Below are 26,974 nucleotides of genomic sequence, written 5' to 3' on the forward strand. Positions count from 1 at the left end.
CAGATTGGCCGAATTATTGGCCCGGCCTTCCGCCCGCTCTGAGAGAGCCGGAAGGTCCGGGATTTTGGCGCTTACATGACATGTGACATATGGCATGGCGCTTTCCGAATTTGCCCTCTTTGCAATTGAGATGGCGCGACTGATACGGCGCGCAACAACGGTACGATTATGAGCGACACCGCAGAAAAACTGGACTATTCCACCACTCTCTATTTGCCGCAGACGGATTTTCCGATGCGTGCCGGCCTGCCGCAGAAAGAACCGGAAACGGTGAAGCGCTGGCAGGATATGGGCCTGTACAAAAAGCTCCGCGCTTCCGCCGCCGGCCGCGAGAAATTCGTGCTGCATGACGGCCCGCCCTATGCCAACGGCAACATCCACATCGGCCATGCGCTGAACAAGATCCTGAAGGACGTCATCACCCGCTCGTTCCAGATGCGCGGTTTCGACGCCAATTACGTGCCCGGCTGGGACTGCCACGGCCTGCCGATCGAATGGAAGATTGAGGAAGCCTACCGTGCCCGGGGCAAGAACAAGGACGAGGTTCCGGTCAACGAATTCCGTAAGGAATGCCGTGACTTCGCGGCCGGCTGGATCAAGGTCCAGTCGGAAGATTTCAAGCGTCTTGGCATCGAGGGTGACTTCGAAAACCCCTATACGACGATGAACTTCCACGCCGAAGCCCGCATCGCCGGCGAACTCCTGAAGATCGCCCGGAGCGGCCAGCTTTATCGCGGCTCCAAGCCGATCATGTGGTCGGTCGTCGAGCGCACGGCACTGGCGGAGGCCGAAGTCGAATATCACGACGTTGAGAGCGATATGATCTGGGTGAAATTCCCGGTCGTTGATGGCTCTGCTGAGCTTGATGGCGCTTCCATCGTCATCTGGACGACCACGCCGTGGACGATCCCCGGCAACCGCGCCGTCTCGTTTTCGTCACGCATCGCTTACGGCCTTTACGAGGTCACGGCGGCGGCAAATGATTTTGGCCCGCAGCCGGGCGAAAAACTCGTCTTCGCTGACAAGTTGGCCGCCGAATGCTTTGCCAAGGCAAAGCTCGAATTCACACGCCTGCGCGACGTCAAGGCGGATGAGCTCGTGGCTGTCACCTGCGCCCATCCGCTGGCATCGCTGGGTTACACCTTCCCGGTTCCGGTTCTCGATGGCGATCACGTCACCGACGATGCCGGTACCGGCTTCGTGCACACCGCTCCCGGCCATGGCCGCGAGGACTTTGACGCCTGGATGGCGCAGGCGCGCGATCTGGAAGCGCGCGGCATCTCCTCCAAAATCCCGTTCACGGTCGGCGATGATGGTTTCTACACCGAGGACGCCCCCGGTTTCGGCCCGTCGGCCGAAGGCGGTGCGGCCCGTGTCATGGACGATAACGGCAAGAAGGGCGATGCCAACGACCGCGTCATCAAGGCGCTGATCGCGGCCAACAACCTGTTTGCGCGCGGCCGTCTGAAGCACAGCTATCCGCATAGCTGGCGCTCCAAGAAGCCGGTGATCTTCCGCAACACGCCGCAATGGTTCGTCTACATGGACAAGGAACTGGGTGACGGTACGACGCTGCGTTCGCGCTCTTTGAACGCCATCGACCAGACCCGCTTCGTGCCGGCTTCCGGTCAGAACCGCCTGCGCGCCATGATCGAAGGCCGCCCCGACTGGGTTCTGTCGCGCCAGCGCAGCTGGGGCGTGCCGATTGCGGTCTTCGCCGACGAGCAGGGCGAGGTTCTGGTGGACGAAGCCGTCAACGCCCGCATCCTCGAGGCTTTCGAGGCTGAAGGCGCCGATGCCTGGTTTGCGGAAGGTGCCAAGGAACGTTTCCTCGGCAACGACCACGACCATGCCAAATGGCAGCAGGTCATGGATATCCTCGACGTGTGGTTCGACAGCGGCTGCACCCACACCTTCACGCTGGAAGACCGCCCGGACATGAAGTGGCCGGCGGATGTCTATCTGGAAGGCTCCGACCAGCATCGCGGCTGGTTCCATTCGTCGCTGCTGGAAAGCTGCGCGACGCGTGGCCGCGCGCCCTATAACGCCGTCGTCACCCATGGCTTCACCATGGACGAGCAGGGCCGCAAGCAGTCCAAGTCTCTCGGCAACGTTGTTGCACCACAGGACGTGATGAAGGAATCGGGCGCCGATATCCTGCGTCTGTGGGTCATGACGACCGACTACTGGGAGGACCAGCGTCTGGGCAAGGCCATCATCCAGACCAACATCGATGCCTATCGCAAGCTGCGCAACACGGTGCGCTGGATGCTCGGCACGCTCGCCCACGACAAGGGCGAGGAGATCGCCTATGCCGATCTGCCGGAACTGGAAAAGCTGGTGCTGCACCGCCTGTCCGAGCTGGATAAGGTCGTGCGCGACGGCTACGACGCCTTCGACTTCAAGAAGATCACCCGCGCCCTGATCGATTTCGCCAATGTCGAGCTGTCGGCGTTCTATTTCGATATCCGAAAGGACACGCTTTATTGCGACGCGCCGTCGTCGCTGAAGCGCCGCGCATCGCTGTCGGTCATCGCCAAGCTGTTCGATTGCCTCGTCACATGGCTCGCACCCATGCTGCCCTTCACCGCTGAAGAAGCATGGCTGTCGCGCTATCCGGATGCGGAATCGGTGCATCTCGCCCAGTTCCCGGCAATCCCGGCGGAATGGAAGAACGACGCGCTGGAAGCCAAGTGGGAAAAGATCCGCAAGGTCCGCACCGTCGTGACAGGTGCGCTGGAAGTCGAGCGCCGCGAAAAGCGCATCGGCTCCTCGCTGGAGGCGGCTCCGGTCGTCCACATTGCCGATGCCGATCTTCTGGCGGCGCTGTCAGGACAGGACTTTGCCGAAATCTGCATCACATCGGCCATATCTGTGATGGGCGATGAAGGCCCGGCCGACGGCTTCCGCCTGCCGGAAGTGGCGAAGGTCGTGGTCGAGCAGAAGCTGGCGGAAGGCGTGAAATGCGCGCGCTCCTGGCGCATCACCACCGATGTCGGCTCCGATCCGCAATATCCCGACGTATCGGCCCGCGATGCGGCGGCACTGCGGGAGCTTGCCGCACTCAAGTAATGAAAATGGCCGGATGAATTGCGCTTTGCCTCTTCATCCGGTACACCTGCCTGAAAATGGCCGGATTTGCACGGCAATGCGGGCTGCCGCCTGCCGAAAGACGATGTCTGGCGAAGTGGGACGGACGGCTGGAAGGGTTTCAATGAAGACGATGCAGGGTAATGCGCAGGGTTTGGGCATGTTTCGCACGGTTGTTGGCGTCACGACGATGGGCGTGCTGCTGGGCGCCTGCACCAGCCCGACCTACGGTACGGGCAAGACGGCGGCCGAACAGCTCGTCGACGATCTCGGCAACGCGACCTCGATCACCGGCGACCAGAGCAAGCGCAACCTGAAATACGGCCCCCGTCCGGGTCTCGTCGTTCCTGCCCAGGCCCGTGCTGAACAGCTGGCCACGCCGCAGCAGAACATGGCCAGCCGCGAAAACAACCCGCAATGGGTCGAATCGCCGGAAGAGACCCGCGAACGTCTGCGCGATGAGGCGGATGCCAACAAGAACAACCCGCATTATCGCTCGCCGCTGCTCGCCGGCAACGGCACCGCTGGCCAGATGACCGAAAGCCAGAAGTGGGAAGCCTTCCGCAAGGCCAAGGCCGATGCCCAGGGCGGCTCCGTCGTTAATGCCCAGCGCAAGTTCCTGACCGATCCGCCGGCTGAATATCGCAGCGTTCCGCAGGATCAGCTGACCGATCTCGGTGAGCCCGAGCAGAAAAAGGAAAAGCGCCGCAAGAAAGAAGCGGCTGTCGCCAACACCGGCAAGAGCTGGTGGAACCCCTTCTGATCAAGTCATGGGCTGATAAAATGACGGGCTGATGGGCCTGCGGGAAAGCTTGGTCCCTCCCGCCGGCGGCTTAGTCGTCGAGACGTTTCTCGCGAAAGAATTGCCGCAGGATTTCAGCACTTTCGCTTTCCGCCAGTCCTGAATAGACATCCGGTGCATGGTGGCAGGTCGGCTGGCTGAAGAAGCGCACGCCATTCTCCACAGCGCCGCCCTTCGGGTCTTGCGCGCCGTAATAAAGGCGGCGGATACGGGCAAATGAAATCGCCGCCGCGCACATGGTGCAGGGCTCCAGCGTAACGTAAAGATCGGCACCGGGCAGGCGTTCCTGTCCCAGCGCCTCGCAGGCCATGCGGATCACGGCGATTTCGGCATGCGCGGTCACGTCGTTCAATTCACGGGTGCGGTTGCCGGAACGGGCAATGACGCGGCCATCCAGAACAAGCACGGCGCCAATCGGAACCTCATCCCGCTCGCCGGCGGAACGGGCTTCGACAAGCGCCAGTTCCATGAAATGCGTCCTTTCGGCCATTGCGGTTCAATTTCCTCTTAACCCTTGTGCTTGGACCTGATAGGACAGCCCAAACAACAGGCAAATAGCAAATGACTTTTAAAGACAAGCCGAAGCGTGACGGCGGCAAAACTTTTGGCGGCGACAGAAAGCCGAAAGGCCCCGGCAAACCCGCTGCAGAGCGTGAAAAGAAACCGGCGCAAGCCAAGGCTGTGCCCGCTTCTGCCGCCACGGCCGAGGTGGTTGGTGGCGGCAAGCCCGAGCGTATCTCGAAAATCATGGCGCGCGCCGGCGTTGCCTCGCGGCGCGATGTCGAGCGTATGATCATGGAAGGCCGCGTTTCGCTGAACGGCGTCTTGCTGGATACGCCGGTGGTCAACGCCACACTGTCAGACAAGATCGAAGTGGACGGCATGCCGATTCGCGGTGCCGAGCGCACCCGCCTCTGGCTCTACCACAAGCCTGCCGGCCTGGTGACGACCAATTCCGACCCGGAAGGCCGCCCGACGGTTTTCGATAATCTGCCGGGTGAACTGCCGCGCGTGCTCTCCATCGGCCGTCTCGATATCAACACAGAAGGCCTGCTGCTGCTCACCAATGATGGTGGCCTTTCCCGCGTGCTGGAACTGCCGACCACCGGCTGGCTGCGCCGTTACCGCGTGCGCGCCCATGGCGAGGTCGATCAGGCAGCCCTCGACAAGCTGAAGGACGGCATTGCCGTCGACGGCGTGCTTTATGGCGCGATCGACGCGACGCTCGACCGTACCCAGGGCCACAATGTCTGGATCACCATGGGTCTGCGCGAAGGCAAGAACCGCGAAATCAAGAACGTGCTCGGCGCGCTTGGTCTTGAGGTCAACCGCCTGATCCGCATTTCCTATGGCCCGTTCCAGCTGGGCGATCTGCCCGAGGGCAAGGTGCTGGAAGTGCGCGGCCGCATGCTGCGTGACCAGCTTGGCCCGCGCCTGATCGAAGAGGCCGGCGCCAATTTCGACGCGCCGATCTACAATACATCTGTCGACGACGAGGAAGAGGCGCCAGCTAAGCGCGCCAAGTCCGAATGGGCAAAGAGCGACGCGCCGGAAGGCAGGCCGCGTTTTGAAAAGGCAGCCGGCAAGCCGGAAGACCGCCGCGAAAAAGCGCTCGGACGCCTGGATACCAAACGGGGCGACAAGCCCGCTGGCAAGTTTGGCGCCAAGCCTGCCGGAAAATTCGGTGGCAAGGGCCGCAATGACGAAGAGGGCGATGATCGTCGCCCCCGCCCGCCCGCCGGCACCAGCCGCACCGCCAATGTCTGGATGGCGCCCGGTGCAAAGCCCACCCGCGATGGCAAGGAACGCAAGTCGTCTGCCCGCGCCGAAGCCGAAAGCCTGTTCAAGAAGCCGTCCGCCCAGGATGAAGCCCGCCGTAACGTCGTGCGGCATGCTGACGCCGACGGCGAGTGGATTCGTTCGGACTCCCCCCGTGAAGAAGAAGGTGGCCGCGGACGCGGTGACCGTCCTGGCCGCGGCGAAAAGAGCTTTGGCGATCGCGGTGGACGCGGCGGCAAACCTTTTGGCGACAGACCCTCCGGCGACCGGCCATTCCGGGATCGCCCCCGCGAAGATGGCGATCGCCCCCGTGGGGATCGACCTGCACGCGCAACAAAGAGCTTTGGTGATCGCCCCGCACGCGGTGACAAACCCTTCGGTGACCGTCCGTTCCGTGACCGGCCTCGCGAAGACGGCGATCGCCCGCGTAGCGACCGTCCGCGTGGCGAGAAGAGTTTTGGCGATCGTACCGCGCGTGGCGAAAAGCCATTCAGCGAACGCCCGTTCCGTGACAAGCCCCGCGAAGACGGGGATCGTCCCGGCAGTGATCGTCCACGCGGCGATCGGCCTTTCGGGGACAAGCCCAGAGGCGGTAAACCCGGCGGCAGGCCCGCATCGGGCAAGCCGTCCTTTGGCAAGTCAGGCGAGCGTGGCGAACGCTCCGGTTTTTCGGGCAAGGGTAAAGGCCCCGGTGGCAATGGCCCCGGCGGCGGCAAGCCGGGCGGCAAAGGCCCGGGTGGCAAACCTTCTGGTGGCAGGGGAATGACACGTAATGCGGATCGTAGGCGGTGAGTTCCGCGGCCGGACACTGGCCGCGCCGAAATCGAATTCCATTCGTCCAACCATCGACAGGACGCGGGAAAGCCTCTTCAACATCCTGAGCCATGCCTATCCGGAAAGTCTTGACGGTACGCGCGTGCTGGACGTTTTTGCCGGAACCGGCGCGGTGGGGCTGGAAGCCCTGTCGCGCGGCTGTCGGGTGGCACTCTTCGTCGAAAACGGCGTCGAGGGTAGGGGGCTGCTCTGGGAAAACATCGATGCTCTCGGCCTGCATGGCCGCGCCCGCATCTTGCGGCGTGATGCCACCAAGCTCGGTGGCGTCAACAATATCGAGCCCTTCGATCTTCTCTTCGCCGATCCGCCCTATGGCCATGGCCATGGCGAGAAGGCTTTCGCTGCAGCCCATGCCGGCGGCTGGCTGACATCAGGCGCGCTCGCCATCCTGGAAGAGCGCGGCGATGTGACGGTCACGGTCGAGCCGGTATTCAAGCTGCTCGAAAGCCGGATTTTCGGCGACACGAAGATGCATTTCTACCGCTACGAGCCCTGACGGGAGACTTCCCGTCACGCCACGGTCTTGTCTTGTTTGCGCAATAGGCAGAGCCTTTGCCGTGGTAATCTTTTAGGGTGTTTCGCATGGAGCAGGCTGGCAACGACAGCGTCACGATCGTCCGCGCCGGGGAGGAAATCCTCAAGGGCACTGGCAGCAGCGGCCACGAGCCGACATTCGGACTGGCGCTCGGCGGTGGCGGTGCCCGCGGCATCTGCCACATCAACATCGTTGAGGCGCTGGATGAACTTGGCATCCGGCCGGTGATTCTCTCCGGTTCCTCTATCGGCTCCATCATCGGTGCGGGCATGGCAGCCGGCATGTCGGGCCGCGAAATCCGCGAATATACGCTTGAACTCATGGGCCGGAAGGGCTCGGTGGCACACCGGCTCTGGAGCCTCGGCCCGGCATCGATGCGCCATGCGGCCCACGGTTTTCGTCTCGGCCAGTTCAATCTCGAACTCATCCTTCACGCCCTGATGCCGCAGGCCCTGCCGAAAGATTTTTCGCAGCTTGCCATCCCGCTGAAGGTGATAACGACAGATTATTACGCCCAGACCGAAGTCGTGGTGGAAAGCGGCGAGATCATCCAGGCACTCGCCGCATCCGCCGCCATACCGGCGCTGTTCATGCCTGTTCGTATCGATGGCCGTATCATGATCGATGGCGGCATCTTCAATCCGGTCCCTTATGAGCATTTGCTTGAACACGCCGATATCGTCATCGGCGTCGATGTGGTCGGCGGCCCGGAAGGCGATGGCAGCACCATGCCGAACCGGCTGGACAGCCTGTTCGGCGCCAGCCAGCTGATGATGCAGGCAGCGATTGCCCTGAAACTAAGGCTGCGCCCGCCGCACATTTTCCTGCGCCCGCCAGTGCACCGTTTCGGCGTTCTGGATTTTTTGAAGTCAGAGGAGGTGCTCAATGCGTCGGCCGGCATCAAGGATGATCTGAAACGCCAGATCGAAATGCAGGTGGAGCTGTTTCACCGCGGGCAGGGCGTGGAGGCTTGAGCGGCAATCCCTGAGAGTTCGCTATGGGGCGAGCGGGTGCCACTGATTTCTTCTCCCCGAGGGGGAGAAGAAATACGCGGCTTGATCCCAGCCATTTCTTTGAAATCATAACGAAACTTCCGTCTCGCTGTCCTCCATATCCTCTTCTTCCTCCTCCCGCTTCTCCACCTTGTTCTTCGGCTTCATCAGCGGTTCCGGTTTCACCTCGCGCACCGGCTTGTTGTGCAACATCTGCCGTCCGGCCGCTATGCCTTCGACGGCCTGAAGCTCCAGTCGCTGTTCGTCGCGTTCGCGAATGTCGTCGGAGATGGCCAGCGCCCTTTCGGCGTCCATATCCAGCCCTTCGAGAATGCGCCTGCCGAACAGCAGGCCGGATTCCAGCGTCTCGCGGATTTCATATTCCACGCCCTTTTTCCTGAGGTCGAGGGAATGAATGCGGTCATAGGAGCGGGCATAGATGCGCACGCTGGGAAATTCCAACTGGATCATGTCGATGATACGGTCGGTGACCTCCTTCTTGTGGGTGCAGACCGCCACCAGATCGGCGCGTTCGATACCGGCGGCGATCAGCACATCCTTGCGGGTACCATCGCCAAAAAAGATGCGGAACCCGAAACGGGCGGCCTGACGCACACGGTCGGCGGAACTGTCGATGACAGTCACGTCGCGGCCGCCGGCAAGCAGGATCTGCGAGGCGATCTGGCCGAAGCGGGAAAAGCCGATCATCAGCACATCCGCACCCGCCCCGTCGAAATCCTCCTCCAGCTTGTCCTCTTCCGCATCCTCCGCGGTCAGCCGCCGCGAAATCACCGCCAGAACCGGCGTCAGCGCCATGGAGAGCGTGACGACGGCGACGAGGATCGAGGCCGTGGCCTGCGGAAACAGGCCGGACGCGGCGGCCGTGGTGAAAAGCACGAAACCGAACTCGCCGCCCTGCGCGAGAAGCAGCGCGATGCGGCTCGACGCATAACGCGACGAGCCGGCAATGCGGCAAAGGCCATAGATCAGGGCCGCCTTCACCGCCATCATGACAGGTACCGCGATCAGGATGAGGACGATGTGCTCGTAGACGATATTGATATGTAGCGACATGCCGACGGCCATGAAGAACAGCGCCAGGAACAACCCGCGAAACGGCTCTATATCGGCCTCCAGCTCGTGCCGGTAAGAGGATTCCGACAGCATCAGCCCCGCCAGCAGCGCACCCATGCCCATCGACAGGCCCACCATCTCCATGATGGCGGCCGCGCCGATGACGACAAAAAGGGCGGCCGCGATCATCACTTCGCGCGCACCCGTGCGGGCAATGATCTGGAACATCGGCGTCAGCAGGAAGCGTCCGGCCAGCACCATGCCTGCCACCGCAACGACCGAGGCAACGAGATCGTAGGCCATCGAATCCGTCGGCACATCCGGCCGGTTGGAGAGAATGGTCACGAGTGCCAGAAGCGGCACGATGGCAAGATCCTGAAACAGCAGGATCGAGAAGGAACGGTTACCGTGCCGCGTATTCATGTCGCCGTCGTCTTCCAGAATCTGCAGCGCAAAAGCGGTGGAGGAAAGCGCAAGGCCGAAACCCGCAACCACGCTTCCCCGCGCGTCGATCAGCCCCGCCCACCAGGCAATCGCCGCCAGCGCGCTACCCGTCACCAGCACCTGTGCCAGCCCGAGGCCTAAAATATCGCGCCGCATCTGCCAGATGCGCGAGGGTTTCAGTTCCAGCCCGATGATGAAGAGCAGGAAAACCACGCCGAGTTCCGAGACATTGAAGATATCCTTCGCATCCGTGACGAGATGCAGGAACGGCCCGATGATGATGCCGGCCACCAGATAACCCAGCACGGTGCCAAGACCCAGCTTGCGGAAAATGGAGGCCGCGATGACCGCGCCGGCCAGAAGCAGCAATGGTTCGGAAAAGAGAGCGTCGTGCTCGGTCATGCGGGCGGACTTTCAAATAGGGTGGCGATGGAGCCGTCTGAATGGAGAAAGCGGCGTTTCGCCCTTGATGCGGGGTTCTCGGCACAATAAATGGAACAGGAATGAAAGGCCAACTCATGTCCTCAGAAATAGATTCTTCCAAACTTCTCGATCGCGCCAGCCAGCTTGTCGATCTCGCCCGTGCCGCCGGTGCGGATGAGGCGGATGCCGTTGTCGTCCGCTCCCGTTCGCAATCGGTCGGCGTGCGGCTCGGCAAGGTGGAAAGCACCGAATCGTCCGAAAGCGACGATTTTTCCCTGCGTGTCTTCGTTGGCCGCCGGGTGGCAAGCGTTTCGGCCAATCCGGGTTTTGATCTGAAGACCCTTGCCGAGCGGGCCGTCGCCATGGCGAAGGTTTCGCCGGAAGACCCCTTTGCCTGCCTTGCGGACAAGGAGCGGCTGGCGACATCCTATGACGACCTTGAGCTTTTCGACGCGACGAAAGTTTCGGCGGATCAGCTGCGGGAAGCGGCACTTGCCTCGGAAGAGGCGGCACTTGCCGTCAAGGGCGTCAGCAATTCCTCGGGTGCCGGCGCATCAAGCGGCATGGGCGGGCTCGTGCTCGTCACCTCACACGGTTTTTCCGGCAGCTACATGGGCAGCCGCTTCGGCCGCTCCGTCAGCGTCATCGCCGGCGAAGGCACGAAGATGGAGCGCGACTACGATTACGACAGCCGCCTTTATTATGCCGATCTCGATGCGGCCGAAGAGATCGGCCGCCGCGCGGGTGAAAGAGTCGTGCGGCGGGTCGGCCCGCGTCAGGTCGATACCGGCAGCAATATCACTGTCGTGTTCGATCCCCGCATTGCCCGCGGTTTCGTCGGCGCCATTGCCGGTGCGATCAATGGTGCCTCGGTTGCCCGCAAGACCAGCTTCCTGCGCGACAAGATGGGCCAGCAGATTCTGAAAAAAGGCCTTTATCTCACCGACGATCCGCAGATCGTGCGTGGTCCGTCTTCCCGTCCCTTTGACGGCGAAGGTATCAGGGGTGAGAAGATGACGATGATCGAGGATGGTGTTTTGAAACACTGGTTCCTCTCCACCTCGGCGGCGCGGGAACTCGGCCTTGAAACCAACGGTCGCGGCGTGCGCGGCGGCACGTCGGTCTCGCCGGCCTCCACCAACCTGGCGCTGGAGCCGGGCGATCTGTCACCGGAGGAATTGCTGGCGCAGGTTGGGTCAGGTTTTTACGTCACCGAACTGATTGGCCACGGCGCCAACATGCTGACAGGCGAGTATAGCTGCGGTGCCAGCGGTTTTTGGATCGAGAACGGTGAAAAATCCTTCCCCGTGTCCGAAGTCACCATCGCGTCCAACCTGAAGGACATGTTCATGCGGGTGACGCCTGCCAATGATATCGACCGCAAATATGGTGTCGCTGCACCGACGCTCGCCATCGAAGGCATGACGATCGCCGGTAAGTGATGCGGCCTGCGGGTTGTTTTCGCGGGCACTTTATGTGCAAGTGCGAAGAGAAAAACGGGCGCGCCGTTTGAGGCGCGCGGAAAAGACGGCAAAATGAACGATATGGCTGAGGCCCGCTGGGCCTCCGATTTGAGGCTGGTTCTCGGGGCCGCCCGCAAGGCGGGCGAGACGGCGCTGGGTTTCTTCCGCAAGGACCCCGAGGTCTGGTGGAAGAATGGCGGGCTTTCGCCGGTCAGCGCGGCGGATTATGCCGCCAACGACATTCTCGCAACCATTCTCCGCTCCGCCCGGCCGGATTATGGCTGGCTTTCCGAGGAGACGGATGACGATACGGAGAGGCTGTCGCGTTCCACCGTCTTCGTCGTCGATCCCATTGACGGAACCCGCGCCTTCATCGGCGGTCGAGATACCTGGTGCGTCAGCGTTGCGGTGGTCCATGAGGGTCGGCCGGTCGTCGGCGTGCTCGTCGCGCCGGCGCTGGCGGAGGAGTTCACCGCGGTGGAAGGCGGCGTGGCGTTGAAGAACGGAGCCGCCATCTCGGCAACCCGTGACGACAGCGGAACCTTCCATCTTGCCGCAGCGGCGGAAGCGATCGCGCATCTGCCGGAAGCCTTGCGCAACACCGTGGAGCGCATTCCGCACGTCCCCTCGCTTGCCTACCGGCTGGCGATGGTCGCGGATGGCCGCATCGACGGAACGCTGGTCAAGGCCAACTCGCATGAGTGGGATCTCGCCGCCGCCGACCTCATCCTTGAGCGGTCTGGCGGCCAGCTTGTCGGCCTTGATGGCAAACCTCTGATGTATAATCGCCGCGAGGTGAACCACCCCGCATTGTGCGCCGCAGCAAATTATGCACTGCCGGCACTTTTGAAAGCGTTTTCACATCTGTCCGACGGTTGACGTTTGCCGGGAAATCCCGCAGATGAAGGCCTCTCTCAGCGTTTAAGAAAGAGATAAAGACATGACGGAAACTGGCAAACCGAAACAGCTGCTGCACCTCGTCTTCGGCGGCGAACTTGAAAACCTTCAGGATGTTCAGTTCCGGGATTTGAACGCACTCGATATCGTCGGCATCTATCCGGATTACGCTTCCGCGCTGACCGCATGGAAGTCCAAGGCGCAGATGACGGTTGATAACGCCCATATGCGTTATTTTATCGTGCATATGCACCGTCTTCTCAATCCTGACGACAAAATTTGAGTCCTTTTCCCCTTGCGTTGTAATACTATTGGGTGAAGGCGGTTTTTCCCGTGATTCCTGCGCAAGAGGTGCAGGCCGGGAATAACGGAGCGAGAAAATGTGATCGCGCTTTCATTTGCCATGACAAAAAATGACGCAATTTAAGAAGAAGTAGGCGGCGACAACAACAAGAACAGGGGCAGGCATTGCGCGGAATGATCAAGGACAGAATGTCATGAGCAGCCGTCTCGCACGCTTCGCTCTTTCCGGTTACCGGATCGCCGGTATCGCCGCCTATCCCTTTGCCAGACCCTATCTTTCCTATCGGGCAGCGAAGGGCAAGGAAGACAAGCGCCGCCGGCTTGAACGTTTCGGTTACGCCAGCGCAGAGCGCCCGCGCGGGCCGCTCGTCTGGTTCCATGCCGCAAGTGTCGGCGAAACTCTTGCTCTCATCCCGCTGATCCGCGAAATCCGCAAGCGCGATATCTTCGTGCTTCTGACCACCGGCACCGTCACGTCAGCTGAACTGACCCGCACCCGGCTTGGCGACGACGTGATCCACCAATATGTGCCGCTCGACATCAAGATCGCGGTCAACCGTTTCCTGACCTATTGGGCGCCGGATGCCGCCATAACGGCGGAATCGGAAATCTGGCCGGTGACGATGATGGAACTGGAGCGTCGGCACATCCCGCAGATAAGGGTCAATGCGCGCCTTTCCGATCGTTCCTTCGACCGCTGGAAAGCCCGCCACGATATTGCGGAATCGCTGTTTTCCAAGCTGGCGCTGGTGGTTGCGCAGTCCGATCTCGATGCCGAACGTTTCCGCGATCTCGGCTCCTGGCCGGTGGTGATATCAGGTAACCTCAAGGGCGATACCGACCCGCCGCCCTGCGACGAGGCGCTGCTGGAGACCTATCGCAAGCAGGTCGGCAATCGCAAGACATGGGCGGCGATCTCCACCTTCGACGGCGAGGAAAAGGCCGCAGCAACCGTGCATGCCGCAATCAAGTCCCGCAACGGCCAGCTGACCATCATCGTGCCGCGCCATCCCGAGCGTGGCGATGATGTGGAGGCCATGCTGAAGGGCATGAACCTTTCCGTCGCCCGCCGCAGCCGCAATGATGTGATCACCCCGGAAACCGATATTTTCCTCGGCGATTCCATCGGCGAAATGGGGCTTTACCTGAGGCTGACCGAGCTTGCCTTTGTCGGCCGTTCGCTGACGGCCGAGGGCGGGCAGAACCCGCTGGAGCCGGCGATGCTCGGCTGCGCCGTATTGTCGGGCGCCCATGTGCAGAATTTCCGTGAAGCCTATCAGAAACTGATCCGCGCCGGCGGTGGTCGCATCATCCGTGATGTCGAGATGCTGGCCAAGGCGGTGCATTATCTTTTGGTCAACGACAATGAGCGTTACAAGATGATCGACGCCGGCAACCGGGTCATTCAGGATATGCGCGGCGCGCTCTCCTCAACCGTCAAGGCGCTGGAGCCCTATATCAACCCGCTCACCGTTTCGGCCAAGCTGCAACCGCGGAGCGCCATCGGTTCATGGTAGCGGATATCGAACTTGATGCGGCGCAGTCGATCGCCGCTGTGCTCTTCGACAAGGACGGCACGCTTTTGGGCTATGATGCCAGCTGGGGTCCGGTGAACCGCGAACTCGCGTCGATTGCCGCCAAGGGTGACGCAGCACTCGCCGACCGGCTTCTCGCAGCCTGCGGCATGGACCCCGTCACCGGCCATGTGGTGCCCGACAGCCTGCTCGCCGCCGGCAACACGGCGGAAATCGCCGCCGGTCTGGTCGCCGCCGGTTCACCCTGCGATGTCGTCGAACTGACGCAACGCCTCGACCGGCTGTTCACCGAGGCCGCGGATAAATCCGTGCCGGTCACCGATCTCAAGGCTTTTTTCGCAAGGCTCAAGGCGCGCGGCTACAAGCTCGGCATTGCCTCCAGCGACAATGAAAATTCCATCCGCCAGACGGCCATCCGTTTCGGTTTCGAAGCAGATATCGATTTCGTCGCAGGTTATGATAGCGGTTACGGCACCAAACCGCAGCCCGGCATGGTTCTCGGTTTCTGCCAGGCGGTCGGTTTCCCGCCGGAACGCGTGGCTGTTGTCGGTGATAATAATCACGATCTGCATATGGCGAAAAATGCGGGAGCGGGCCTGCGCATCGCCGTCCTGACGGGAACCGGCTCGCGCGAAAGTCTCGGTGCGGATGCGCATTATTGTTTCGACGATATCACCGGGCTTGAGGCCCTTTTGCCGGAACGGGCGGTCTAAGAAGAGCCCAGCTTCCGTCACTCCGGGCTTGTGCCGGAATCCAGCAAGCCCAAGTCCTTGACTGAAAAAAGAGTCTTTCCCGCCGCAACACGTGGAAAGCCGTTTATTCCATTTTTGCAATTTACGGTTTTTTCTGGCAAACAACCTCCCAGATGTGAATAGCGAACGGAATGCCGTGGGCGACGCGGCCGGGAGCGGGAATAGATGGTTTCTGAAGCGCCGCCCTTCTGGTGGCAGAAAGCAGGCTGGCAGGCATGGCTCCTGTCACCTTTTTCGCTTCTTTATGGCAAGGTCGCCGGCCGGCGCATGCGCACGGCAAAACGGGCAAGCGTTCCCGTTCCGGTCATCTGCATCGGCAATTTCACGGTCGGCGGGGCAGGCAAGACGCCGACGGCGATAGCAATTGCCAGAGCCGCCGTCGCACGGGGAATGAAGCCCGGCTTCCTCAGCCGCGGTTATGGCGGCACGCTTGACGTCACCACTCTCGTGGATGCGCAGCACCACCGCGCCGCCGCTGTCGGAGATGAACCTCTTCTTCTGGCGCGCGAGGCGGTAACGGTCATTTCGCGCAGACGCGTGGAGGGTGCACATCGGCTGGTAAAGGAAGGCGTCGATCTCATCATCATGGATGACGGTTTCCAGAGCGCCCGCCTGACGCTGGATTACGCACTCGTTGTCATCGATACGGTGCGCGGCATCGGCAATGGCCATCTCGTGCCCGGCGGCCCGGTAAGGGCACCGCTGGCAGAACAGATGCGGCAGATGACCGGACTGCTGAAGGTCGGCAAGGGCCACGCGGCCGATCCGCTGGTGAGACAGGCGGCAAAGGCTGCCAAACCCGTCTTCGTCGCCGCGATCACGCCGCAGGAACCGGAGGATTTCAGGGGAAAGCGCGTGCTGGCTTTCGCTGGCATCGCCGATCCGTCGAAATTCTATCGCACCGTCGAGGCGCTTGGCGGCGACATCGTGCTGAGCCGCTCCTTCCCGGACCATCATCATTTCAGCGATGATGAAATCGACGATCTCCTCAAGGATGCCCGCAAGGAGAATTTGCAGCTGGTGACGACCGCGAAGGATGCGGTGCGGCTCAACGGACATCACGGCCGGGCGGAAGAGCTGCTGTGGAACAGTCAGGTGATCGAAATCGACATGGTGTTCGATGATCCCAATGCGGCCGGGACTATTATCGAGACGGCGGTGGTGAACTGCCGCGCACGCCTGCTGCGGGACAATGCGCGGTCGTCAACTTAGAGCCCGACTCAGGCCGGCAAACCGCCAGCCTTCCGCTCCGCCTCCAGCGAAGCCGCCGCGTCCACATAGGCCTCCTGCCGCGCCACGCTCCAGTAGCGCAACTCATCGAGCGGAATGGTCTTTCCCGTGACGGCGCAGAGGACATGCGAGCCGGTCTGGACGATGCGGAAGTCCCCGTCGAGATATTCGATGACGGCGAGGCGGTTGCCGCCTCCTTCAAATCTGTTCATCCGTTTTCGTCTCCTGCTCTGTCCTGCAAGGGCACCCAGTCCGAAACGGCGTAGCGTTTTCCTGAACAATCCGGATGCTCCAATGTCCCAAATTTATATAGTTCGGCGCGGCGCAAGGCCACCCCCGCCTGCCTTGCCATTCAATGTAGGCGTCAGCTGCGGCCGAAGAGCCGTTCTATATCGGAAAGTTTCAGTTCGATATAGGTCGGTCGGCCGTGATTGCATTGGCCCGAACCCGGCGTGTTTTCCATCTGCCGCAGAAGCGCGTTCATCTCCTCCGGCCGCATGCGCCGGCCGGAGCGCACCGAGCCGTGGCAGGCCATGGTCGCAGCCACATATTCCAGCTTGTTGGCAAGCGTGGAAGCGGCGTCCCATTCGGCGATCTCATCGGCTAGCTGGCGCACCAGCCCCTGCACGTTGACTTCGCCGAGCATGGCCGGCGTTTCCCGCACCGCGATTGCGCCCGGCCCGAAACGTTCGATGACGAGGCCCAGCGCGTCGAAACCGGCCGCATGATCCATCAACCGGTCGCAATCTTCCTCGGGAAGGTCGATGATTTCAGGGATGAGCAGCACCTGCGACGGTGGCCGCCTCGAATGCAGGGCATTGCGCATTTCCTCGAACACCAGCCGCTCATGCGCGGCGTGCTGGTCGACGATGACGAGGCCGTTTTCCGTCTGCGCGATGATGTAGTTCTCATGCAGTTGCGCCCGTGCCGCTCCAAGCGGATAAAGCACCGGCTCCGGCGAAGGGCTTGCGGAAGCCTCGTAAGCATCGCGTGGTTCCGCCCGTGCGGTTGGCATGGTGATGTCGGAAAAACGTGATTGCACCGCTTCGGCAAATTGCATGTTCCCGGAAATGGCGAGCGGCCGCGACGGCGAGGGCCGGAGTCCAGACGGGCTGTAGCCGGGGCGGAAGGCGTTCATCATCTGGCTGGCGCCCGTCGTCGCCGCCCTGTCGCCGTCGCGCGTCAGCGCCTGGCGGATCGCGCCGACGATCAGCCCGCGAATGAGGCCGGGATCGCGAAACCGCACGTCGGATTTCGCCGGATGCACGTTCACATCCACAAAGGCCGGGTCGAGCGTGATGGACAGCACCGCGACCGGATAGCGCCCATGCGGCACGGTTTCGGCATAGGCACCGCGAATGGCCGATAAAAGTAGCTTGTCCTGCACCGGGCGGCCATTAACGAAGACATATTGATGCGCCGAGTTGCCACGGTTGAAGGTCGGCACGCCGGCAAAGCCTGTCAGCGTCACATCCTCGCGCCCGGCATCGATTTCGATCGCGTTATCCTTGAACTCCGCGCCAAGGATCTGCGCCATGCGGGCGAGATGATCGTCGCCGGTCGAGGGAATTTCGAGCGTCGAACGGTCGGTGCCCGAGAGCACGAAGCGGATATGCGGAAAGGCAATCGCCATCCGCTTGACGACTTCGGTGATGGCGGCCGCCTCCGCCCGTTCCGTCTTCAGGAATTTCAGCCGCGCCGGGGTGGCGAAAAACAGGTCGCGCACCTCGACGATGGTGCCGGCATTCGAAGCTGCCGGTCGTACGTCAGACACCTTGCCGCCGGTGACCGAAATCACCGAACCCTGTTCTGCCCCCTGTTGACGGCTCGTGATCGTCAGCTTGGCGACCGAGCCGATGGAGGGCAGGGCCTCGCCGCGAAATCCGAGCGTGCGGATGTCATCCAGCGTCGTGGAAATTTTCGAGGTGCAATGACGCCGCACCGCAAGCTCCAGATCGGCGGGTGACATGCCGGAGCCATTATCGGTAATGCGCACCAGCCCTTTGCCGCCGCCCGCCGTGGCGATCTCGATGCGGGTCGCGCCCGCGTCGATGGCGTTTTCGACAAGTTCCTTCGTGGCGCTGGACGGTCTTTCGATGACCTCGCCGGCGGCGATCTGGTTGATGAGGGTTTCTGAAAGCTGCTTGATGGCCATGATCGTCATTTTCGCGGATTCGCGGCGGCTTCGAAAGCAAAAAACCGGGGCGGCGGACATTTGCACATGTTTTGCGGCTTTCCGGGCATTTGATCATTTCGGTCAAGAGGGGGTTAAGCGTTAATCCGCCTTTAATCGGCCACGAATATGGTGGGGCGGCTTGAAATGACCGCAGAAACGAGGCCCCCTTTGCCGGGTGGTGTGTGACGTCGACTATGGGTGAGCGTCATCTTCTCCTCACGACTGCTTCAAGTGGCGAACCCTGATGTCTCTTTTTCGGAATTTGTCGTTTCATCCCGGCATCTGCCCTGGACGATTCCAATAGAAACATAAGCCTGACCCAGAAAAACAGGTGGGAGTTTGCAGTTGAGTGATTTGGCGTCCTCTGGCGCGGGCGTTCATACGGTGATGCTTGATGCCCTTTGCGACGCGCTTGGCGCGGCGATCGTCGTTTACGACCGAAACGATCACATTATTTTCGCAAGCCGGAAACTCCTGAGCTTTTTCCCGCTGGAAGAGGCCGTCGCCAGTCCGGGCGCGCGCCTGCGCGACTATCTGAGCGCGCTTTACGATTGTTATCTGCTGGAGACGGAAAGTCTCTCCACCAATGCCCGCCAGCTCGGGCGGGAAGAATGGATCGGCGAGCGGCTGGCGCTGCACTGGAAGGAACGGTCGGAAAAGACCGAGCGGCTGAAGGGAGAGCGCTTCCTGCGCTTCGTCATGAACCGGCTGCCGTCCGGTCTCGGCATCAGCGTGGTTGCCGATATTTCCGAACAGAAGAAACGCGAAGAGCAATGGCGCCTCGACCTTGAGCGTGTGCAGCTCATTGAGGACATTCTCGACAATCTGCCGTTTCCGGTCCTCGTCAAGGATCGCAACTTCGCTTATGCGGCCGTCAACAAAGCCGCCTGCACCATGGTTGAAACCAGCGCCGAGAGCATTCTCGGCCGCACCGTTTTTGATCTGCATTCGCGCAAGGTCGCCCGCCGTATTGATGCCGCGGACCGCGCTGTGCTGGATAGCGGCATGCCGAGCATCATTCCTGAAAGAGTGAGACGCCTGAACGGCGAAGAGGTGCTGACGATCACCCGCAAGCAGCGCGTGGGCAGGCCCGGCCGATATTTTCTGGTAACGACGATGGAGGACGTGACCGCTCTCGCCACCATCGATGCGAACGGCATGCCTGTCATCCCCTCGCTCGAACATGTTCCCTTCGTGGCCTCCACCTATGGCAAGGATGAGGAAACGGAAAACCGCAGCGGGCTTTTGAAGAGCAAGGCGGTGCTGATCGTCTCCGAGAACACACGTTTTGCGGAGGCCGCCGGCCAGCGGCTGGCTGCCGGCGGCATGGATCATGCGGCGGTGACGAGCGAGGACGAACAGCGCGCCTTCATCGATGTCGCTGCCTCCGCCGGTGTGGGTATCGACGTGGTCGTCGTCGACGCCCAGATGAGCGTCACATGCCTCGATATTGCCGCCGCACATGGCCTGCCCGTCGTCACCATCGAGGAAGAGGAGATCGATGCATCGCTCATGCATTATCTCGCCGTCGGGCTGAAATCCTCACCGAAGGAGAAAGCCGAGGACGAGGACTGGGAGATCATGACCGACGACCTGCCGGAAATGCTGAGAACCGGCAGCGTCTGCGATATCCTTCTCGTTGAGGACAACAGGGTCAACCAGATCGTCTTTTCGCAAATCCTCGAGGGGCTGGGACTTTCCTGGCGGCTCGCCACCTCCGGCGAGGAGGCCCTGCGCCTTTTTGTCGAACAGTCGCCATCCGTCGTTCTTCTCGATACGACGCTCGGTGATATCGACGGTTTCGAGGTTGCCCAACGCATGCGCGATCTCGCCGGCGACAAACATATTCCCATCGTCGGTGTCATCACCCATGCCTTCGAGGGCGATCTCGACAAATGCCTGGCGCACGGCATGGACGATATGCTGCTGAAACCCGTAAGCCCTGACATGGTCGAGGCGGTTTTCCTGCGGCTTATCGGCAAGGATGTCCTGCGGCTGCAGGCCTGAAATTTCCATTGTCGGGAGGCTATGGCTTTTTTAATACTTGCCCTGCATTGTGAGCGCGGTCGACACAGGATTCACGAGATGCAGGAATGAAACGGGCAGAGCCGCAATCGTTGCAGGTCAGCCAGAACGAGCTGCAGGCGATGGCCTACAGTGATCCACTGACGGGGCTCGGCAACCGCTACCGTCTGCGGGACAAGATTCGCATGCTCGCCAGTGAACGATCCAGCGATCCGGCACCTTTTACGGTCGGCATTGCCAATATCGACGGTTTCAAACCCATCAACGATCTCTTCGGCGTCCAGGCGGGCGACGAAATCCTGTGCCAGGTGGCGCACCGGCTGAAGGCCTGCATTCCCGATGGCGCCATCGTGACGCGCCATGACGGCGACGAATTCGCCTTCGTGCTGCCGCTGGTTTTCGAGCGCATTGGCGCGGAGCGCATCGGTAACATGATCAAGGACGTGCTGTCGGCCCCTTACGATCTCGGCGATCGCAACGTCCGACTGTCTTCCTCATTCGGTTTTGCGATTTATCCCTTCGCCGGTGATGAATACGAGGATCTGCTGAAAAGCGCCGAGACCGCGCTTTACCGCTCGAAGCGTCGCGGCCGCGGCCAGATCACCGTCTATTCGCGAGAAATCGCGCAAGAAATGAAGCGCGCCACGCAGTTGGAACAGGCGCTTAGAAACGCCATCATTACCGATGCGATCGACGTGCATTTCCAGCCGATCGTCCGGCTGGAGGAGGCGAAGGTCATCGGTTTCGAGGCGCTCGCCCGCTGGAACGATCCCGATCTCGGTTTCGTATCGCCCGCGGTTTTCGTGCCGCTCGCCGAAGAGCGCGGTTTCATCGATGCGCTGTCGGAAGCCCTGCTGCGCAAAGCGGCGGAAGCGGCCCTGTTCTGGCCGCGTGAGCTTTTCCTGTCCTTCAACCTGTCTTCCGCGCAATTGATGGACCCGAGCACATCGGACAATATTCTCTCCATCCTCTCGCGTGTCGGCCTCGATCCGCACCGGCTGGAGCTGGAAATCACCGAAACGGCGGTCATGACGTCAGCCGATACCGCCCAGCGCATCATCAGCGAATTGCAGAGTGCGGGCGTCCGCATCTCGCTCGACGATTTCGGCACCGGCCAGTCGAGCCTCGGCCGCCTGCGTGACTTCACCTTCGACAAGGTGAAGATCGACCGCGCCTTCGTCTCGCGTATCAGCAGCGACCGCCCCTCCGAACACATCATCAAGGCCATCGTCGCCATGTGCGAGGGGCTTGATCTCGAGGTTGTGGCCGAGGGGATCGAGGAGCGGGTGGAAGAAGAAAAACTGCGTGCGCTTGGCTGCGCCATGGGGCAGGGCTATTTCTACGGCCGCCCCGTCGACGCTGCCGCGACCCAGCGTTACCTGCACGAGAATTATCGCGAGATATTGTCGGATATTTCCTGAGACATTCCGGGTTCAGTGACATTCGCGGACTGGCCGCGAATGTCCAGGGGAGCCTTCCGCGCCTCAGAGCCTGTAAAGCGGCTCGAACCGGCCCTTGACCTCGATGCCGAGTTCAAACGTCAATCCATGCTGCGGATTGGCAGCAATGGCGTCGTCGTCGAGATTTTCGCGGGCGGAGGTGACGAGCAGACGTGAAGCATCGGGGCCGATGAAGGCAGGACAGGTCGTCAGACCCGCCGGTACCTCGTAACGGGCGATGTGATTGCCATCCGTATCGTAACGATCGACGGCACCTTCACCCCAACGGGCATTCCAGATATGCCCTTCGGCATCGCAGACCGATCCGTCCACACCGCCCTTGATACCGGTTGAATCGATGAAAACCTCGGCCTTGCCGGTTGGCAGACCGGTCTCGGCATCAAGTGGCACCCGCATCAACCTGTTCACCTTGGTATCGACATAATATCCCGTCGCGCCATCGGGGGAGAAACAGATCGAATTCGGAATGCTGATATCGGCAAAAAGCGTCGTCACCATGCCCTTGGCGACATGATAGATGCTGCCTGCACCGGTCTCGGCCTTGCGGCCCATGGTGCCGATCCACAGCGCGCCGGATGGGTGCATGCGCCCGTCATTGGAGCGGTTGCCGGGCAGGTCGCTTTCCAGCTCCGCATGCAATGTCAGCACGCCGGTCGCGGTGTCGCGCAGGAAAAGCCCGTCATCGGAGGCGATCAACTGCTTGCTGTCGCTGATCTTGGCGAGCGCACTGCCCATGAAGGGCAGGGCGTGCACGGTCTTGCGGCCGGAGGCGAGATGCAGCTCATGCAGTTCGCGCTCGAGAATATTGAACCACCAGGCGGTGCCGCTGACCGGGTCAAAGGTCGGGCCTTCGCCAAGCAGCATCGCGGTTTCGTCCAGAACATGTCCGGCAAAGGGAAAAACGGTTGCCAAGCTCTTATCCTCCGATGGCTGCATCATAGGCTTGAAGTGTGACGATGGCACGTTCACGTACCTCCGCCGCCGTCATGCCGGGCTTGTAAAGGCTGGTCCCGAGACCGAAAGCCAGAATGCCGGCCGAGGTATAGTCGGAAAAATTCTTGTCCGAGACACCGCCAACGGCGGCGATGATGAGCTCCTTCGGCAGGATCGTCCTGATGGCATTGATGCCGGCCGGGCCGATGATGCTGGCGGGGAAAAATTTCAGCCCCGTCGCTCCGGCCTTTGCTGCCACCAGCGCTTCGGTGGGGGTGAGAACACCCGGCATCGTTACCATGCCTTTTTCACGCGCGGCGGTAATGACCTCGGCATCGGCATTGGGGCTCACCATCAGCTTGCCGCCGGCCGCATCCAGCGATGCCACGTCTTCCACGCTGAGCACGGTGCCGGCGCCAATCAGGCAATCGGCCGGGGCCATCCCGGCGGCGATCTCGATCGAGCGGAACGGATCGGGCGAGTTGAGCGGAATTTCGATGGCGCGGAAGCCGGTCTCGATCAGCGCGCCGACGACGCCTTCGGTTTCCTCTGGTTTCAGACCGCGCAGAATGGCGATCAGCGGATATTTGATGGAAGGGAAGGGAATACGCATGGTCGATCTTTCTTCTTATGGCCAGATGGCATTTGCAGCGGCCAGCAATCCGCGCCGCACGGCGTCGTCGGCGTCGATGACCGTATAGTGGATATCAAGGGCGGTGAAGGCGCCTTCATAGAGCGCGCCGAGTGCGCCGGAGCCGATCAGCACCACCGGCGTCTCGCGCTTTGCCTGTGAATGAGCGCCGGCGATTTCCAGCCCGATCATGATGCCGGAAAGCCTCGCCTTGGCGTCGGTCGCGGCAAGCCCGTGCAGCAATTGGCCGGATCGCAGGGTGAAAAGGCGATTGGTGGCAAGTTCGGGATGGGCGTAGATATCGCGCACGGCCGCCGTGAAAGCCTCGTGCTCGCCGGTGAAGGCTTCGGCCTCCGCCACCGCATGTGACAGAATCGTCTGTTTGGAGATTGCCTCGAAGAGTTCGCCGGTCATGAAGGTGGCGAAGCGTGTCACGCCGCCATCCTTGACGGTCACCCATTTGGAATGGGTGCCGGGCATGCAGACGAGTTTTTCTCCGTTGTCTCCTGAAGAAAGAGCGCCGAGCAATTGCGTTTCTTCGCCACGCATCACGTCGGGCGCGCCTTTGTCCCGCTGTGCGAGACCCGGCAGGATACGCACATCCCGTGCCTGACCCGGTACACGAACAGCACCTTCCAGAACCGCTGAAAGCGAGGCCGGCACGTCGATATAACCCGCCTCGACCCAGCCCTGCCGCGCACCTGCCATACCGCAGACGAGAACCGGCAAATCTGCCGGCGCGCCGATCGCCTTAAGATGCGCTTCCAGAACTTCGGCAAAACCGGTTCGCATGGCGGTGGTCATGCCTTCCGCGCTGCGCCGTTCGGCAAGCACCGCGCCCGATCGGCTGAGAAGCCAGAGCCGGAAACTGGTCGTGCCCCAGTCAACGGCGATGAAAGCGGGTTCGGACATTATAACAGGCCTCCGTCTACGATAATGGATTGCGCCGTGATGGCGCTCGATGCCGATGATGCGAGAAACAGGCACGGCCCGGAAATATCGGCAGCGACGAGCGTGCGCTTCAGGCACTGCCGCGCCGTGGTGGCCGTGATGCCCTCATCCGTCAGCCACAGTTCCTTCTGCCGCTCCGTCACGATCATGCCCGGCAGGAGCGTGTTGACGCGGATATTTTCCGGCCCCAGCCTGCCGGCAAGGCTCTTGGTGAGGCCGATAATGCCGGCTTTCGCCGCTGCATAGGAAGGCAACTCGCCCATGTTCAGCAGAAACGAGATAGACGAAAAATTGACGATCGAGGCGTCCTTCGCTTGTCGCAGATGGGGAAGGGCGGCCTGAACCGTGAAGAACATCTGCTTGAGATTGACCGCCTGGTTGGCGTCCCAATAGGCCTCGGTGACGCTGTCTATGTCGTGACGGTCGTCCCAGGCGGCGTTGTTGACCAGCACCTTGATGCCGCCGGTGGCGGAGGCGGCCATATCCACCGTGCGCTTGATCGCTTGGATATCACTGAGGTCGGCCCTGAAATAATGGACCGGGTGAGGCACCGTTGCCGCAAGCCGCGCGACAAGCGCTATGCTCGGCTGTTCGGCGATGTCGATGAAAGACACCTTCGCCCCGTGCATCGCAAAGGCTTCGACCAACGATGCGCCGATGCCCGAACCGCCGCCGGTGACGAGCACGCCCGCATCCTTGAGGTCTGGAAATTGGGCTTGCATCATTGGCGTCATCTCGTTCATGGAAGGCTTGATTGTTCCATTATTTGGAACTAGATTTTACTAAGTGGAATTATTCTCTTGGCGTCCCGTTGATGTCAAGACCGATGACGGTGGATGGCGCATGCCTGACGATAAAAAAGCCAATGGTGAAAAGCCCGATGCGGTTCCGGCCTCGCATCAGAAAAACGAAAACGCCACTGGCACGCTCGGCAAGGTCGTCTCGCTGCTGGAACTGATCGCCTTTGCGGAAAAGCCGATGCGTTTTACCGATGTCGTCGAGGCCAGCGGTCAGCCGCGCGGAACGGTCCACCGCCAGCTCGCGCATCTGGTTGCCGAAGGCCTGGTGGATCATGCCGCCGATCAGACCTATACGGTGGGGCTGAGGCTCCTGCAACTGGCGGCGAAGGCCTGGAGCAGCAATGATCTGCGCAATGTCGCAGCACCTCATCTTTCGGCCTTACAGGAGGCAACGCAGGAATCCGTGCATCTCGCCGTTCTGAACGGCGGCCAAGTCACTTATCTGGACAAGATGGAGGGCCGCCATACATTGCGCATGCATTCACAGGTCGGCAAAACCTCGCCGGCCTATTGCACGGGGGTCGGCAAGGCGGCGCTGTCGCTGCTGCCCGTCGATGAGCTGGCGGAACTGGCCGCAGGAATGGAGTTTCACCGTTTCACGGAGGCGACGCTGATAACGCCGGAAGCCCTGATGGCCGATGTCGCCGCCATCTTCGACAATGGTTACGGTTTCGACCTTCAGGAACATGAAATCGGAATTCATTGCGTTGCCGCACCGGTTCGGGCGCCGGGCCGCAATTTTCTGGCGGCGATCTCGGTCACCGGTCCCGCCTACCGGGTGGATGCGGAACAGCTGCGCAACTGGGCGCCTCTGGTGCGCGAAACGGCCGATAAAATCTCTGCGGAACTCGCCTGCAGATTATCCCCGGTTGCGGATGATTGAGAGGAAACGGCGAGTGCCCGTCGGATTTCCACCGCCAGAATTGGCCGGGAAGACACTCATACATGTGCGTTAGTAATTATTTTCGACTATTCGGAATTAAACTTTCAACTTTTGTTTGCAGGAATCGATTTGCTGAGTAACATCCCCCACAATTCCGGGCAGGGGCGGGTCTTTTGCGGCGGCATTTTCTCATTTTCGAAGAACAGCTTTGATGCAGAAAACAGAAACGGCCGCCGTTCAGTCGATTGGTGTGGATTGCGTTCGCGAGATCGCCGGCCTCAACACGCAATTCGACATATTCCGCTTCATGAAGCGGTTGACGGAGGCCTGGGAATTTCGCGCCTTCATGGTGCTTGATCTGTCTCCGGAAGTGGCGAGCGAATTATCGCAATATACTGTTATCACCAGCTGGCCGGCCGAGCTTTTGCAGCGTTATGATGAAGAGGGCATGCTGCAGAACAGCCAGGTAATGGCGCAGCTGAAGAAATCGACCATCCCCTTTTCCGTCTCCATGGATTTTCTGCTCAACGGCGAGGAGCATGGCACCAAAAAAACGGTGATCGGTCTGTTCGAGCGCTTCGAGATGGTGAATTCGGTCTGGTTTCCCGTTCACGACGTCACCATGCGGCGGGGCGCCGTATCCTTTTCAGGCAATAAGGCGGTTCTGCCAACCACCCGGCTTGCCGAACTTTTGTATATTTCCTGCCATGTCTTTGCCCGGCTATCTGAAATCCGCCGTCTCGACCTCAGGGTTCCCGAAACATTGAGCGAGCGGGAGATCGACTGTCTGAACTGGACCGCCGCCGGCAAGACGAGTGCTGAAATCGCTGAGATCATGATGTTGTCGGAACATACCATCAATCACTACCTGAACCGCGCGACCAAAAAACTCGACACGGTCAACCGCACCCAGGCTGTCGCGAAAGCGCTTCGGGTCGGCCTGATAAAATAGCGAAATCATA

General features: G+C 61.1%; 23 protein-coding genes. 15 read left to right on the plus strand and 8 right to left on the minus strand.

The window, feature by feature from the left end; all coding sequences use genetic code 11:
* Window positions 1-168: 168 nt before the first annotated feature.
* On the plus strand, window positions 169-3,072 hold the full coding sequence (gene ileS / locus NYR50_RS01645; RefSeq protein ID WP_418136572.1) for an isoleucine--tRNA ligase: 2,904 nt from the start codon (window positions 169-171) through the stop codon (window positions 3,070-3,072).
* Between the two features lie 142 nt (window positions 3,073-3,214).
* A complete protein-coding gene (locus NYR50_RS01650; RefSeq protein ID WP_174007527.1) occupies window positions 3,215-3,853 on the plus strand; it encodes a hypothetical protein in 639 nt (212 codons plus the stop codon).
* A 70-nt stretch (window positions 3,854-3,923) separates the two neighbouring features.
* Here the strand turns inward: NYR50_RS01650 and NYR50_RS01655 are convergent, their stop codons facing one another.
* A complete protein-coding gene (locus NYR50_RS01655; RefSeq protein ID WP_006313168.1) occupies window positions 3,924-4,382 on the minus strand; it encodes a nucleoside deaminase in 459 nt (152 codons plus the stop codon).
* Window positions 4,383-4,453: 71 nt separating this feature from the next.
* On the opposite strand from NYR50_RS01655, the gene NYR50_RS01660 reads away from it, so the two are divergent.
* From NYR50_RS01660 to NYR50_RS01670, 3 genes are all read left to right on the plus strand, one after another.
* Entirely contained in the window at window positions 4,454-6,463 is a 2,010-nt protein-coding gene (locus NYR50_RS01660; RefSeq protein WP_418136573.1) for a pseudouridine synthase, read from the plus strand.
* Complete coding sequence (gene rsmD, locus NYR50_RS01665) at window positions 6,444-7,001, plus strand: 16S rRNA (guanine(966)-N(2))-methyltransferase RsmD (RefSeq protein WP_010971072.1); 558 nt, start codon at window positions 6,444-6,446, stop codon at window positions 6,999-7,001. Before NYR50_RS01660 ends, rsmD begins: the two co-directional genes overlap by 20 nt.
* Window positions 7,002-7,087: 86 nt before the next feature.
* Window positions 7,088-8,014, plus strand: coding sequence for a patatin-like phospholipase family protein (locus NYR50_RS01670; RefSeq protein WP_418136574.1), 927 nt, complete (start codon window positions 7,088-7,090; stop codon window positions 8,012-8,014).
* Window positions 8,015-8,119: 105 nt separating this feature from the next.
* On the opposite strand, the gene NYR50_RS01675 is transcribed toward NYR50_RS01670, so the two are convergent.
* A complete protein-coding gene (locus tag NYR50_RS01675; protein WP_418136575.1) occupies window positions 8,120-9,952 on the minus strand; it encodes a monovalent cation:proton antiporter-2 (CPA2) family protein in 1,833 nt (610 codons plus the stop codon).
* A 116-nt stretch (window positions 9,953-10,068) separates the two neighbouring features.
* Here NYR50_RS01675 and NYR50_RS01680 point away from each other — a divergent pair, with 116 nt between their 5' ends.
* From NYR50_RS01680 to lpxK, 6 genes are all read left to right on the plus strand, one after another.
* On the plus strand, window positions 10,069-11,415 hold the full coding sequence (locus NYR50_RS01680) for a TldD/PmbA family protein (RefSeq protein ID WP_418136576.1): 1,347 nt from the start codon (window positions 10,069-10,071) through the stop codon (window positions 11,413-11,415).
* Window positions 11,416-11,508: 93 nt separating this feature from the next.
* Window positions 11,509-12,315, plus strand: a complete 807-nt coding sequence (locus tag NYR50_RS01685; protein WP_174007540.1) for a 3'(2'),5'-bisphosphate nucleotidase CysQ — start codon at window positions 11,509-11,511, stop codon at window positions 12,313-12,315.
* A gap of 61 nt (window positions 12,316-12,376) precedes the next feature.
* Window positions 12,377-12,616, plus strand: coding sequence for a DUF4170 domain-containing protein (locus NYR50_RS01690; RefSeq protein ID WP_006313175.1), 240 nt, complete (start codon window positions 12,377-12,379; stop codon window positions 12,614-12,616).
* Window positions 12,617-12,830: 214 nt separating this feature from the next.
* Complete coding sequence (gene waaA / locus NYR50_RS01695) at window positions 12,831-14,153, plus strand: lipid IV(A) 3-deoxy-D-manno-octulosonic acid transferase (protein ID WP_306018327.1); 1,323 nt, start codon at window positions 12,831-12,833, stop codon at window positions 14,151-14,153.
* A complete protein-coding gene (locus NYR50_RS01700) occupies window positions 14,147-14,884 on the plus strand; it encodes an HAD family hydrolase (RefSeq protein WP_418136577.1) in 738 nt (245 codons plus the stop codon). The genes waaA and NYR50_RS01700 overlap by 7 nt, the downstream gene beginning before the upstream one ends.
* Before the next feature lie 204 nt (window positions 14,885-15,088).
* Window positions 15,089-16,135, plus strand: a complete 1,047-nt coding sequence (gene lpxK, locus NYR50_RS01705; RefSeq protein WP_418136578.1) for a tetraacyldisaccharide 4'-kinase — start codon at window positions 15,089-15,091, stop codon at window positions 16,133-16,135.
* Between the two features lie 8 nt (window positions 16,136-16,143).
* Here lpxK and NYR50_RS01710 read toward each other — a convergent pair whose 3' ends face one another.
* Window positions 16,144-16,365, minus strand: a complete 222-nt coding sequence (locus tag NYR50_RS01710; RefSeq protein ID WP_173986362.1) for a DUF2093 domain-containing protein — start codon at window positions 16,363-16,365, stop codon at window positions 16,144-16,146.
* A gap of 152 nt (window positions 16,366-16,517) precedes the next feature.
* The gene (gene mutL, locus NYR50_RS01715) at window positions 16,518-18,308 is read right to left on the minus strand and encodes a DNA mismatch repair endonuclease MutL (RefSeq protein ID WP_418137323.1); all 1,791 of its coding nucleotides are present in this window, start codon (window positions 18,306-18,308) and stop codon (window positions 16,518-16,520) included.
* A 408-nt stretch (window positions 18,309-18,716) separates the two neighbouring features.
* On the opposite strand from mutL, the gene NYR50_RS01720 reads away from it, so the two are divergent.
* Window positions 18,717-20,336 carry a response regulator gene (locus NYR50_RS01720; RefSeq protein ID WP_418137324.1) on the plus strand — a complete coding sequence of 540 codons (1,620 nt, stop codon included), beginning with the start codon at window positions 18,717-18,719 and terminating at the stop codon, window positions 20,334-20,336.
* Between the two features lie 86 nt (window positions 20,337-20,422).
* Complete coding sequence (locus tag NYR50_RS01725; RefSeq protein ID WP_174007551.1) at window positions 20,423-21,775, plus strand: putative bifunctional diguanylate cyclase/phosphodiesterase; 1,353 nt, start codon at window positions 20,423-20,425, stop codon at window positions 21,773-21,775.
* Window positions 21,776-21,838: 63 nt separating this feature from the next.
* On the opposite strand, the gene NYR50_RS01730 is transcribed toward NYR50_RS01725, so the two are convergent.
* The 4 genes from NYR50_RS01730 to NYR50_RS01745 are packed head-to-tail and all read right to left on the minus strand — an operon-like array spanning window position 21,839 to window position 25,072.
* Complete coding sequence (locus tag NYR50_RS01730) at window positions 21,839-22,726, minus strand: SMP-30/gluconolactonase/LRE family protein (RefSeq protein WP_418136579.1); 888 nt, start codon at window positions 22,724-22,726, stop codon at window positions 21,839-21,841.
* 4 nt (window positions 22,727-22,730) lie between these two features.
* Window positions 22,731-23,360, minus strand: coding sequence for a 2-dehydro-3-deoxy-6-phosphogalactonate aldolase (locus NYR50_RS01735; RefSeq protein ID WP_418136580.1), 630 nt, complete (start codon window positions 23,358-23,360; stop codon window positions 22,731-22,733).
* Between the two features lie 15 nt (window positions 23,361-23,375).
* Window positions 23,376-24,290: a 2-dehydro-3-deoxygalactonokinase gene (locus NYR50_RS01740; RefSeq protein ID WP_418136581.1), complete on the minus strand. Its 915-nt coding sequence runs from the start codon at window positions 24,288-24,290 to the stop codon at window positions 23,376-23,378.
* Window positions 24,290-25,072: an SDR family NAD(P)-dependent oxidoreductase gene (locus NYR50_RS01745; RefSeq protein ID WP_418136582.1), complete on the minus strand. Its 783-nt coding sequence runs from the start codon at window positions 25,070-25,072 to the stop codon at window positions 24,290-24,292. Before NYR50_RS01745 ends, NYR50_RS01740 begins: the two co-directional genes overlap by 1 nt.
* Before the next feature lie 100 nt (window positions 25,073-25,172).
* Between NYR50_RS01745 and NYR50_RS01750 the strand changes: the two genes are divergently transcribed.
* Together NYR50_RS01750 and NYR50_RS01755 are read left to right on the plus strand one after the other, a co-directional pair.
* On the plus strand, window positions 25,173-26,012 hold the full coding sequence (locus NYR50_RS01750) for an IclR family transcriptional regulator (protein WP_418136583.1): 840 nt from the start codon (window positions 25,173-25,175) through the stop codon (window positions 26,010-26,012).
* 211 nt (window positions 26,013-26,223) lie between these two features.
* Window positions 26,224-26,964, plus strand: a complete 741-nt coding sequence (locus NYR50_RS01755) for a helix-turn-helix transcriptional regulator (RefSeq protein WP_174019901.1) — start codon at window positions 26,224-26,226, stop codon at window positions 26,962-26,964.
* Window positions 26,965-26,974 lie beyond the last annotated feature (10 nt).

The organism is Agrobacterium sp. El2ro-1b (assembly GCF_048298475.1).
Lineage (GTDB): Bacteria > Pseudomonadota > Alphaproteobacteria > Rhizobiales > Rhizobiaceae > Agrobacterium > Agrobacterium fabrum.